Below are 11,657 nucleotides of genomic sequence, written 5' to 3'. Positions count from 1 at the left end.
CCGGCCCGGCGCGCCGCGCGGGGGAGGTCCGGCGGCCCGCCGTCACAGCGCGCCCGCCAGCAGGGTCGCCCCCAGTACGGCCATGGTCGCGGCGATCAGGGTGTCCAGGACGCGCCAGGCGCCGGGGCGGGCGAAGACCGGAGTCAGGAGGCGGGCGCCGTAGCCGAGCGCGGCGAACCAGCACACGCTGCCCAGCACGGCGCCGAGGCCGAATTCCCAGCGCAGCGCGCCGTGTCCGGCGGCCAGCGAGCCGAGCAGCAGCACGGTGTCGAGGTAGACGTGCGGGTTGAGCCAGGTCATCGCCAGACAGGCGAGCAGCGCCCGGCGGCGTGACCCGGCGCCGGCCCCCTCGGTCGTCATCGCGGCCGGGCGGAGCACACGGCGGGCGGCGAGCACGGCGTAGCACAGCAGGAATCCGCCGCCCGCCAGCCCGGCGAGGGTCAGCAGGGGCGGCCAAGCGGCGACCACGGCCCCGACTCCGGCGACGCCCGCCACGATCAGCACCAGGTCGGAGGCCGCGCAGACCGCGACCACGGGGAGCACCGCCTCGCGCCGGATGCCCTGGCGCAGCACGAAGGCGTTCTGCGAGCCGATGGCGACGATGAGTGAGAGACCGGTGCCGAATCCCGCGGCGGCCGAGGTCAAAGCTGCTGTTCCCATGACACCGACGCTAAGAACCGGCCGATCATAAGTACAGTTACGGATTTTCACGTAACTTGCGCCATGCTTAAGGTACGCCTCTAGAATTCTGCCCATGCCGGTCTCCGACCTTCCCCTGGATCAGGTGCGCACCTTGCTGGCCGTCGTGGACGAGGGCACCTTCGACGCGGCGGCCACGGCGCTGCACCTGACGCCGTCGGCGGTCAGCCAGCGCGTCAAGGCCCTGGAGAGCAGGACGGGCCGGGTGCTGCTGACGCGGACGAAGCCGGTACGGCCGACCGCCTCGGGCCAGGCCGTGGTGCGCTTCGCCCGGCAGGTGGCCCAGCTGGAGCGGGACGCGCGCGCCGAGCTGGGGGCGAGCGGCCCGGACGAGCCGGCACCGGTGCCGGTCGCGGTGAACGCGGACTCGCTGGCCACCTGGTTCCTCCCCGCCCTGACGAGGTTGCCCGAGGACCTGCGGCTGTGCTTCGAGCTGCGCCGTGAGGACGAGTTCCACAGCACCGCGCTGCTGCGCGAGGGCGTGGTGATGGCGGCGGTGACCTCCTCCGCCGAGCCGGTGGCCGGATGTTCGGTACGGCGGCTGGGGCGGATGCGCTATCTGCCGGTGGCCGCGCCCGGATTCGTGGAACGACACCTTCCCGGCTGGCCCCGGGCCCCGCTCGCGCGGCTGCTGCCGCGCGCGCCGGTCGTGGTCTTCGACCGGCGCGACTCCCTCCAGGACCAGTTCGTCCGCGAGCTGACCGGAGGCCGCGGCGCCGGGCCGCGGCGCCAGTATGTACCCACCTCGGAGGGGTTCGCGGAGGCCGTCGAGGCCGGGATGGGCTGGGGCCTGGTGCCCGAGCCGCAGGCCGGGCCGCGGCTGCGCGCGGGGACGTACACCCTGCTGACGCCCGAGCGTGGCAAGGACGTCCCGCTGTTCTGGCAGCAGTGGAAGCTGGACTCCGCACCGCTGGCCGCCACCACCGAGGCGGTCCTGGCCGCGGCGGCCGAGTCGCTGTATCCCTGAGTCGCTGCATCCGCGAATCCCTGTATCGCCGACCCGCTGTAGCGCTGTCCCGGTGCCTCTCTGAAGCCCTGTGTCTCTGAGGCACCGCACCCCTGACCGCGGCAGGACCTCTTTCGATGTCAGCCTCGGCCTTCTTCCCGCGCGCGAACCCCTCGGCCTCCCCCGGCCGCCGCGCGCGCGTGAGGCTGTCGATCGACCAGTGCGGCGAAGAGTGCCGCCAACAAGGCGAGCGATGCCGACGTCAGCAGCAGAGCCAGCAGGATGCGGATCGAACTCGTGGCGTTGAGAGAGGGGCCGACGGCCGAGGAGATCAGCGCGCCTCCTCCGATGGACATGGCGGCGGACAGACCTGTTGCGGTGCCCGCGAGCTCGTCGTGTTCGGACATCACTCCCATGTTGACGACGGGTGAGGTCAAGCCATTCCCTATTCCGATGAACATGCACGAAACGAAGAACAGGAACGGGGGGGGTTCGTGCAGCATGGCGAGGACCAAACCGGCCGTCAGTCCGGCACACGTCACGATGCGGGCATAGACAAGAAAGTGGCTCCGGAAGACGCGGGAAGCCCAGATTCCGGTCAGATAGCTGCCTATGACGAACCCGCCCGGGACCAGGGCCATGTAGAGCCCCAACGCGACACTTGACCCGCCGAATTGACCGCTCATGGCCAGAGGCGCTCCTCCGAGGAAGACATAAAGCGTCCCCGTCGAGCAGGCCATGCAGAGGGTGTAGGCCCAGAACCGGGCCGAACCCAGCAATCGCCGGAACGAAGCGAGCGGGCTCCCCTTCGAGGCTCCCGAGGGCTGCGACGTCTCCTGAAGTTGCCGCCTCGACGCCACAAGGACCGCCCCCCCGAGGAGAGCGAGGACGACGAAGATCGCGCGCCATCCGGACAGTTCGTTCAGAACTCCGCCCACAGTGGGCCCGAACATCGGGGCAAGCGCCCAGCCCATGCCGGCGAAGCCGATCTCCTTTACCGCATCGCGCCCGCTCGACGTTTCTTTGATGACGACCATCGCCACCGAAAAGCACGCGGCGATCGCAGCCTGAAAGGTGCGGCAAACGAGGAAGAATTCAATATTGGGTGCCAGCGCGCATCCGATGGACGCAACGATGAAGATCGAAACAGATGTCAGCGCGACCGGACGGCGTCCGTAACGATCGGACAGAATACCCGAGACGGCTTCGGTCAGGGCGGTTGCGATGGCGTATCCCGCAACCGAAAGATTGACCAGGGCAAAACTGGTGTCGAACTCCTCCGCGATATCCGGAAGTGCTGGGAGGTAGATGGTCACGGGAAGCACCGACATGGCGGTGAGTGCGATGAAAATGATGCGACGAGGCGGAGTCATGGAATTTTGTGCGTCAACAGACCTGGACATGCCGCTTTCTTCCTCGTGCTTGTGTCGTACCCGTTGGTCTGGGTGGTCGTGGATTCCCTGAATCCGTCCCACCACCGGCCGGGTGGCAGACCTTACGCACCTTCACCATCGGCAGCCGCGCTGTACCGGCGGCTTGCCGTCGGGTTCAACCACCTTCAGCACCTTCGGGAGACTGCTCAGCTGCTCGGTCATCTGTTCCAGTGAGGATTCGTCGATGCTCGCCACGATCGTCAGCCACGAGATGCCGCGCTGCGCGGCCTCTCCCACCGCGAGCGAGTCGATGTTGCAGCCCTGCCGGCTGAACAGCCCCGCCACCTCCGCCAGGGCGCCGGGCTTGTTCGCCACCATCATCGACAGCGTCTGTTTTCTCATCAGCACTCTTCCTCGGAGTCTGTCGGACGTCGCTTCCGAACCGTGCTATTCGAGTACCGTCAGGTCGCCGATGTCCCGGCGGCAGTAAAGGCCACGGAACCGTATCCGGTCGATGTTCCGGTACACGCGCTCCCTGGCCTCCTGGAACGACTTCCCGCGCGCGATGAGGGTCAGGACCCTGCCGGTTGAAACGGTGGGATTTGGTTCGTCCGGCATGCACTCCGCGAGCGGCCACACATCCTCATCCAGTTCTGCCAGGCCGAACATCGACTCGCCGATCCCCTCACTGGAGAACGGATAACCGGACGTGGTCAACGTGACGGCAACGGAATAGGGCTCTGCCTCTTCCCACTCAAGCTCCAGCGAGCTGAGCTTGCCGTCCTGAAGCGCGGTGGCCATCTCCAGTCCGCTTGTCTTTGCCAGCGCCAAGAGAGTCGGGAATTCCGGCATTCCTGGCCGCACGTTGTATTCGAGTGCGATCGGGCCGTCCGATGTCATCATGACGCCGATATAGAGAACGAATCTGTATTCGATGCCTTCGCGCGACAACCCGTCCATCGTCGGCTCGATGATCCTCGACCGCAGGTCGGCCATCAGATCCGGGTCCCAGTCGGCAGCCACGGCAATGGCGCCGATCCCCGCAGTGTTGGGGCCCTTGTTGCCTTCCAGGAGCTGCTTGTAGTCCCTCACCATGGGGAAGACCTTGTAGTCGGCCCCGTCGACCAGAACATGGACCGAGAATTCACGCCCCTCAAGCCTCTCCTCCAGGACCAGGCCCGGTGGAGCTGCTATGTCTTCAAGGTGGGCGGACAGCCGGCGGACGGCATCGATCGCCTCTTGGAGAGTGTCGGGAACACTGCAACTGAATGCAATTTCGTCCAGATAGCAGCTCGCCTTGACGACGAATCGCCGGTCCGCCCAGTTGCTGATCAGAAATCTTTCCGCCTCGGCAGCGCCAAAGAAGGGCTCACTGTACGCACAGGCCACCCCGTGCCGCTGCATGAACGCTTTCGCCTGAACTTTGCTGTTCTCGAGGAAGGTTCCGGAGGAGGAAACCCCTGATACGCGGAATCCGGCAGCCCGGAAAACTTCCACATGACCGGCCTGGAACTGTTCGATCGCCAGCATGATGACGGTGTCCACGTTATGTTCCCTGGCGGCCGTAATCGCTTCGTCTACGCCGTTGACGCGCACGGTCCGCGGACTGCGTTCAAGGTATCGGTTCCGGCCGTAAATGCAGCACAGCAAATCATCGGCTCGGGTCCCGACGCGCCAGCTCTGCTCGCAGAACGCCTGCTCTTTCGCGTTACCTTCCCCGAACAGCATGAATCTGGGCATTGCGAATACCTCGAGCTTTGAGTTCCGAGACACGTGGCCTGAGGCATTATCGAGCCTGCGACACCGGGCGGCAACCCCCTGGAACCGTTCGTCAGGAGGGCGTCGGATTGGCCAGATTCTGCCGTCCTCGCCGCAGTGTCGGATTGACACGGAAAGGCTGCGCTTAGTTTCCCTGGCCATGGCTTCAACACAGAGCAGCGAGCATGCCACCCAAGAATGATCAAACCGGTCATTCACGGGAGTCGCATTTTAGATCAATCTCGGGCAAATACCTGCTCCGAAGATTCCGCTTTTTTCGGCCTTCCTGGCCTGATTTTTTCGCCGGACGATCTCTTGACAGTTCCTCAGGGCTCCCATTAATTTTTTTGGAAACCCCTTCTCGGAAGGAGCCAAGCACGTGCAACCGCGCTTAGAGCGACTCGAGCCAATGCTGGGGAGTCCCCTTTTTGAGAGTTTACTCTGGGGACATGAGTATGATCTCAGTGGCTTGGACGAGGATTTGCGGGAGCGGATCGAAGCGGGGCAGTTCAAGCGGATCGTCTTCTACGGGATGGGCTGCTCGTCCGTGGTGTCGGACATCGTGAAGGGTTTCTTTCTGTCCGAGCGCATTCCCGTTCAGGTCCAGGTCATCAACGACTACGACCTCGACTGGTTCGTCGACAGAGAGGTCATGAAGGACCCGTCCACGCTGACGATCATCGTCTGCTACAGCGGCTGGTCGGTGGAACCCTGTCTGTTCTACGACACCATGCGGGAGATGACCGGCAACCGGAACCTGATTGTTCTCACGGGCGGCGGCAAGATCGCTGGTCTGTGCCGGGAGAACGGCAGCTCGCTGATCCAGTACAAACTGCGGCACGCCGACCGGGAGTACCCCCTGTACCACGTGCAGCAGTTCTTCGCGATCTTCCTCGACCTCTTCCACAAACTGGGCATCACCCCACGCCCGTACCGGGAGGGGCTGGAGGAGTCGGTCGAGTTCCTCAAGAACACGTTCGACGACAGCACGCTCCAACGGGCCCAGGACATCGCCGAGAAGCTGAGAGACAGTCGGATCGTCCTGCTGGGCACCGCGGACTGGTATGTGACCCTGCTCAAGCAGACGACCATGTTCTTCAACGAGATCGCGATGGTCCCGACCCACCGCAATCTGCTCCACGAGTTCAGCCACACCGAGGTCGCCGCGTACTCCGACCCATCCGCCAAGCAGGCCCTGGTCGTGTTCCGCGACTCCGAGGCGGACGACTACACGCGGAAAAAGATCCAGACACTGGAAGGACTGTTCGGGGACAAGGGCGTCGCCCAGAACAAGAACATCGAGTTCGTCACCGTCGACCTCGATCAGGAGGACTTCTTCAAGAAGTTCTTCTTCGGCCATTTCTTCACCGTCTACATCGCCTACTACCTCGGTCTCCACGCCGACGTGACCGGGCGGGACCTCATCTCTGTCGCGGCGGGCAACCCGTGGTGGAGCCAGCGCTCGATCGAGCTGTTCCCGAAGTGCGTCGACATCCCGTCGAGCCTCGAACCGAAGCCCGCCGAGTCCACCGAGTCCGCCGCCGTCGGATGACAGGTCGCCTCTCTCCATGACGTACAAGCCGCTCGCTCTCATCACCGGGGGAAGCCGCGGCATCGGTCACTGCCTGGTGCTGTCGTTCCTCACGGACACGGACGTGCTCAACGTGTCGAGAACGCCTGCCCAGGAGACCGGGGGCTCCGCTCGGTGCGAGCCGCACGAACTCCACAACCTGAGCGTGGACCTGGCGGACGTGGCACTCATCGAGCCATGCCTGAGGACATGGTTCGACGCGCACCCGGACCACCGGGTCACGACGCTCATCCACAACGCTGCGGTGTCGCCCCTGGGATGGCTCCACGAGCTCTCCCCCGACGAGGTCGACCAGGCATTCCGGGTCAATGTGTACGCACCGCTGTCCATCACGGCATCGCTGGTGAGAGCCGCGCGCTTCGCGACGGACGGGGCACGCGTGGTCTACGTCACCTCATCCCTGGCACGTCCGGTGCCCGAACTGTCCTTCGCCTGTCTGGGGCTGTACAGCATGACCAAGGCCGCGCTGAGCAGGATGGCCCTGGTCCAGAGCCGCGAGTTCGCGCTCACGGCACCCCATCTCACCGTTGCCCGCGCCCACCCCGGCATCGTCGACACCGAGCTTCAGCGCGATCTGCGCCGACACCCGCGCATGGACCCGGCCTTCGCCGTGAAGACCGCCGGCCTTCCGCCCTTCCAGGCGGGTGAGTGGCATGACCGCTCGCCCAAGGACCATATGCGGACCATCTCGGCCGAGTTCTCCGCCGAGTTCATCGAATGGGTGGCCAGAACCCCGGACGCCACCTCCGAGGAATACGACTTCTACCACGCCGAAGAGTTTCACGCCGCCCGGCGCGATGTGAGACATCGATAGGGAATCGACGACATTGAAGCGGGGTTTTTCATGAGTCACCTCGTCTTCGTGGAGACATCCGGGTCGGGCGTCAACGCAATCGACTACGCCAAGCAGGCCGGTCACACCGTGACCTATCTGTATTCGCCCCGGTACGACTTCACGGCGTCGCCGCACCAGCGCCGCCTCGCGCGGAAACTGGCGGACCACACCGCCGAGATGCGCGATGTACGCGCCCCCGAGGACCTGCTGGCCGTGCTACGGGCAGCGGGAACCCGGCCCGGCGAGGTCGACGCGGTCCTTTCGACGCTCGCCTTCTGCATCCCGCAGGCCGCCTCGCTGGCCGCCCTCATCGGCGCTCGCGGCACACCCCCGGAAGGCGTCGCCACCGCCCGCGACAAGAGCCGCTGCCGACGCGCACTCGACGAGGCCAGCGTTCCGAGCCTCGCCTTCTCGGTGGCCGGCTCCGAGGACGAAGCCCTCGCCGCGGCCTCCCGAATCGGCTATCCGGTCATCGTCAAACCGGTCCTGGGCGTCGGAAAGGGCGCGACCACCATCGCCCGTGAACCCGCGCGGATACGCGCCCACTTCGCCGGCCTGACCGGCGACCTGGAGCACCTCCCCGCCGGCATGTCGGCACACTTCGATGAGCGCTTCATCGTGGAGGAACTCGCCATCGGCGACCTGTACTCCGTCGAAGTCGCCTCCGACGGCCGTTCGTTCGTGCCACTGGTCTCCACCATCCAGAAGACCGGGCTGCACAACCCCGTCCTGGAACTGGGGTGCACGGTCCCCGCCACGCTCGACGACACCGTGGAACGTGAACTCGGCGACTACGCCGCACAGGTGTGCCGGACCCTCGGCCTCACTCTGGGCATCTTCCACGTCGAGATGATCCGCACCGACCGGGGCTTCCGGCTGACCGAGGCCAACCCGCGGATGGCCGGCGGCGCCCTGCCCGAGACGGTCAACGCCGTCGCCGACCGGGACATGTTCGCGATCCTGGTGGACCTCTACCTCGGCCGGGACGTACCACTCGCCCCGCTGCGGCTCGGCGGCGCCGTCTCCCACTCCCTCCTCGCCGCCGCCGAGACCACGACCGTGCGCGACGATCTGGCACCGGACTGGTTCGACCCGTTCCTCGACCGGCTGCACTCCGGGTGGGCGCGCCTGGAGCCCGGCAACCGCGTCGATGCCATGCGGGGCAACTTCGACCGGTTCGGGATGATCCGCGCCGTCGACACGGATCCAGCGCGGGCGGAGGAGACCTGCGCCGCGGTCAAGGCGGACATCGAACGCTGTCTGGGCATCGCCCTCGCACCGGAAGCCGGGCATCGAAACCCTTTGCCGGCCGGGCCCGCTCGCGGCGTATGACTCGGGATGCCCATGAGCCGATCGGTCACTCGGCAGGTACGCGCAAGCCCTCTGGTCAGTAGGAGCAAAGCCGATGAAGAACGTAGCCGACGCTGAAGCGTCCTGGGCCGCCTCCGGGCCGAGCCGGAAGGAGGACACCACCTCAGGCGTATGGAGCTGCAACGAGTGGGATCCACTGAAGGAGGTCATCGTCGGAAATCCCCTCAATGCGCGCTTTCCTCATCTCGACAAGAGTTCGCACGCCGCCGAGTACGCCCATCTGCCATCCGATCAGATCCCGACCGGCGCGATCCCGGCGCGGATCGTCGAGGAAGCCGAGGAAGATCTCGCGGCGACAGTCCAGCATTTCGAAGGTCTCGGCATCGTCGTCAAGAGGCCCGACACCTGGCCGCACGACCAGGAGGTCACCACGCCGTTCTGGTCGACGAAAGGCTTCTACAACTACTGTCCACGGGACATCTTCCTGGTCGTGGGAGATCAGATCATCGAGACGCCCAACACCATCCGTGGGCGCCTGCTGGAGTCGTACAGCTATCGAAAGATCATGGTGGAGTACCTCAGAGCGGGCGCCAAATGGTACAGCGCCCCGAAGCCCATGCTGCTGGACAGCCTCTTCGATGTCGATCACGCACACCCCGCTCCGAAGAATCACGAGCCGGTCTTTGACGCCGCCAATGTTCTGCGCTTCGGGCGCGATCTGCTCTACTTGATCAGTTCGACCGGCAACGAGTTGGGCGCGCAATGGCTCCAGACCGTCCTGGGAGACGAGTTCAAGGTCCACGTCTGCAGGATCGACTACCAGGGCAGCCATATCGACACCTCGGTGGTGGCGCTGCGTCCTGGATTGCTGCTGTGCAACCCGGAGCGGGTCAAGCGGGAAATGCTCCCGTCGATCTTCGACGACTGGGAGATCATCTACAGTCCGCCGATGGTCGGCGCCGATCGATTCGACAGCGACTACCTGTCGAACGCCATCGGAAGCAGCTGGATCGATATGAACCTCTTCAGCATCAGCCCCGAACTCGTCGTCGTGGACCGTGACCAACTGCCGCTGATCAGGCTCCTCGAAGAGCACGGTATGGAGGTCGCGCCGCTGAAGCTTCGTCATGCGCGCATGTTCGCGGGCGGGTTTCATTGCACCACCTTGGACACCAGGCGTGAGGGCACTCTGGAAAGTTACTTCGGGTGAACGGGCGCGTGGGCGAAAGGGAGACGGGGAGAGGAGAGGGGGCTTGATGAGCGGCGGAGTCATCCAGTCGTACTGGCCGAACTTCATCGACGGAGCATTCTGTAACGGCGGCGCGGGCCGGATCACGGTGGAGGACCCCAGCACGGGCGGCCCCTTGGCGGAGCACGCCCTTGCGGACGCGGACGACGTCGGCCGAGCGGTCGCCGCGGCGCGGCGGGTGCACCGGTCCGGCGCGCTGGCCGACATTCATCCGATGGAGCGCGGCCGAATGGTCCGCGCGATGGGCGAGTACCTCGCCGACAACATCGATGAAGTGAAGCGCACCATCACCCTGGAGCAGGGGAAGCCGCTGTTCGAAGCCGAGGCGGAAGTGCGAATGGCTGTCCGCCTCTTCGAGTATTTCGGATCCATGGCCGAGTCGTTGGAAGGGCGTTCCGTTCCCTGCGACGGCACCCGCTTCGATTTCACGGTGTACAAACCGTTCGGTGTCTCGGCGCAGTTCATTCCCTGCCATTACCCGGTGTACATTCCGTCGCGCACGCTTGCGGTTGCCCTGGCGGCTGGGAACGCATGCGTCATGAAGACCTCCGAAATGGCTCCCATCTCCGTCTCCTGGCTGGCACTCGCCGCGCAGAAGGCCGGGTTCCCCGACGGCGCGGTCAACATATTCTGCGGGAGGCGTGCCGATGCGGGGGCCGCTCTCGCCCGGCACCCGGACATCGATCACCTGGTGTTCATCGGACAGGCCGACGGGGCCAGCGCGGTCCTTGCCGACACATCCAGAACAATCATTCCCAGCATCGTGGAGGTGGGAGGTACATCCCCGACCATCGTCCACGAGGACGCGGATCTCGACGACTTCGTCGCCGAAGCGCGAATGGGAACGTACCTGAATGCCGGGCAATTCTGCTGCGGCATGTACCGCATCATTGTGCACGAGTCCCGCCACGAAGAACTCCTCGACCGGTCGGCCGCCTTGGCGGAGAGTCTGACGGTCGGCCCCGGAATGGAGAGCGGAGACGGCGAATTCAAGCCGTACATGGGGCCGTTGGACAGCGAGGCACAGCTCGACCGGGTGCTGGGCATCGTCGAGGACGCGACGCGGGCCGGGGCGAAGAACGTCACGGGCGGTACCCGGCTTCCGGGCGAGGGTTCCTTCCTCAGGCCCACAGTGCTCCGTGACGTCGAACCACATATGCGCGTGGCCACTGAGGAAGTCTTCGGGCCGGTGATGGCGGTCATGAAATTCAGCGAGGAGAGCGAAGCGATCGAACTCGCCAACGGCGCCGGCCACAGTGGCTTGATGTGCAGCGTCTTCACCCGCGACCTCGGGCGGATGCTGCGGGCCGCGAACAGCGTGCGGGCCGGACATATCGTTGCCAATCAATCCATCATCGGAGGCGCGGAAGTCCCGTTCGGCGGCTTCGGCCGCGGCGGCTACGGGAGTCTCAAAGGCCGGGAGGCGCTCATGGGTCACGTCCAGAGAAAGAACGTCTGCCTCAACATTTGAGGCACTCCAGCCGCCCCGGCCGCACTGACGCGCGCGACATGGGCCGGGCGCCGACCACCAGCCCGGCCAGCACTTCCGGCTTCCGGCCTCCGGGGGCAGGGCACGGCACCCCTGCCCCCTCGACCTCGCGGTGCCGCGTGGTCACCCGGCGATCGGGGTGGCGCCCGGCGCGGCAACGGGCAGGTTCCAGAGCCGTCCCGACGGCCTGAGCCGAAGGCAGACTCACCCCATCGCGCGGGACGTGCACTCCCGGACACGACGCGCCACCGTCTCACCGGAACCCCGTGACACCGACCACCACCGCCCCGCGCCCCGCGGTCGTCGGACAACCGTCTCCGAAAGCACCCGATGAAGCAGCCCCCACAGCTCATCCGGCCCGAGATGCTCGGCAGGCCCCCTCGCGCTGCCCTCCTCCGCAGGCCCG

The 11,657-nt window shown here is 65.7% G+C and carries 10 protein-coding genes; 6 read left to right on the top strand and 4 right to left on the bottom strand.

Features of this window, described 5'->3' with window-relative positions:
• Positions 1-42: 42 nt before the first annotated feature.
• Complete coding sequence (locus tag ABD339_RS11160; protein ID WP_344564789.1) at positions 43-660, bottom strand: LysE/ArgO family amino acid transporter; 618 nt, start codon at positions 658-660, stop codon at positions 43-45.
• A 94-nt stretch (positions 661-754) separates the two neighbouring features.
• Between ABD339_RS11160 and ABD339_RS11155 the strand changes: the two genes are divergently transcribed.
• Positions 755-1,666 carry a LysR family transcriptional regulator ArgP gene (locus ABD339_RS11155; protein WP_344564787.1) on the top strand — a complete coding sequence of 304 codons (912 nt, stop codon included), beginning with the start codon at positions 755-757 and terminating at the stop codon, positions 1,664-1,666.
• 119 nt (positions 1,667-1,785) lie between these two features.
• On the opposite strand, the gene ABD339_RS11150 is transcribed toward ABD339_RS11155, so the two are convergent.
• The 3 genes from ABD339_RS11150 to ABD339_RS11140 all read right to left on the bottom strand — a co-directional run bounded on the left by ABD339_RS11150 (position 1,786) and on the right by ABD339_RS11140 (position 4,758).
• Positions 1,786-3,048: a multidrug effflux MFS transporter gene (locus tag ABD339_RS11150; RefSeq protein ID WP_344564785.1), complete on the bottom strand. Its 1,263-nt coding sequence runs from the start codon at positions 3,046-3,048 to the stop codon at positions 1,786-1,788.
• A 102-nt stretch (positions 3,049-3,150) separates the two neighbouring features.
• On the bottom strand, positions 3,151-3,420 hold the full coding sequence (gene ilvN / locus ABD339_RS11145) for an acetolactate synthase small subunit (protein WP_344564783.1): 270 nt from the start codon (positions 3,418-3,420) through the stop codon (positions 3,151-3,153).
• A 45-nt stretch (positions 3,421-3,465) separates the two neighbouring features.
• Positions 3,466-4,758, bottom strand: coding sequence for a phosphoribosylamine--glycine ligase (locus ABD339_RS11140; protein ID WP_344564781.1), 1,293 nt, complete (start codon positions 4,756-4,758; stop codon positions 3,466-3,468).
• Positions 4,759-5,245: 487 nt separating this feature from the next.
• Here ABD339_RS11140 and ABD339_RS11135 point away from each other — a divergent pair, with 487 nt between their 5' ends.
• The 5 genes from ABD339_RS11135 to ABD339_RS11115 all read left to right on the top strand — a co-directional run bounded on the left by ABD339_RS11135 (position 5,246) and on the right by ABD339_RS11115 (position 11,233).
• On the top strand, positions 5,246-6,328 hold the full coding sequence (locus tag ABD339_RS11135) for an SIS domain-containing protein (RefSeq protein ID WP_344564779.1): 1,083 nt from the start codon (positions 5,246-5,248) through the stop codon (positions 6,326-6,328).
• A 16-nt stretch (positions 6,329-6,344) separates the two neighbouring features.
• Positions 6,345-7,181: an SDR family NAD(P)-dependent oxidoreductase gene (locus ABD339_RS11130; protein ID WP_344564776.1), complete on the top strand. Its 837-nt coding sequence runs from the start codon at positions 6,345-6,347 to the stop codon at positions 7,179-7,181.
• A gap of 30 nt (positions 7,182-7,211) precedes the next feature.
• Entirely contained in the window at positions 7,212-8,534 is a 1,323-nt protein-coding gene (locus ABD339_RS11125) for an ATP-grasp domain-containing protein (RefSeq protein WP_344564774.1), read from the top strand.
• Positions 8,535-8,607: 73 nt separating this feature from the next.
• Positions 8,608-9,723: an inosamine-phosphate amidinotransferase 1 gene (locus ABD339_RS11120; protein WP_344564772.1), complete on the top strand. Its 1,116-nt coding sequence runs from the start codon at positions 8,608-8,610 to the stop codon at positions 9,721-9,723.
• A 46-nt stretch (positions 9,724-9,769) separates the two neighbouring features.
• Positions 9,770-11,233 (top strand): aldehyde dehydrogenase family protein, encoded by a 1,464-nt coding sequence (locus ABD339_RS11115; protein WP_344564770.1) that lies wholly within the window; start codon positions 9,770-9,772, stop codon positions 11,231-11,233.
• Positions 11,234-11,657 lie beyond the last annotated feature (424 nt).

The organism is Streptomyces axinellae, from assembly GCF_039532135.1.
GTDB classification, from domain to species: Bacteria; Actinomycetota; Actinomycetes; order Streptomycetales; family Streptomycetaceae; genus Streptomyces; species Streptomyces axinellae.
This window is presented reverse-complemented; position numbering and strand designations above follow the sequence as displayed.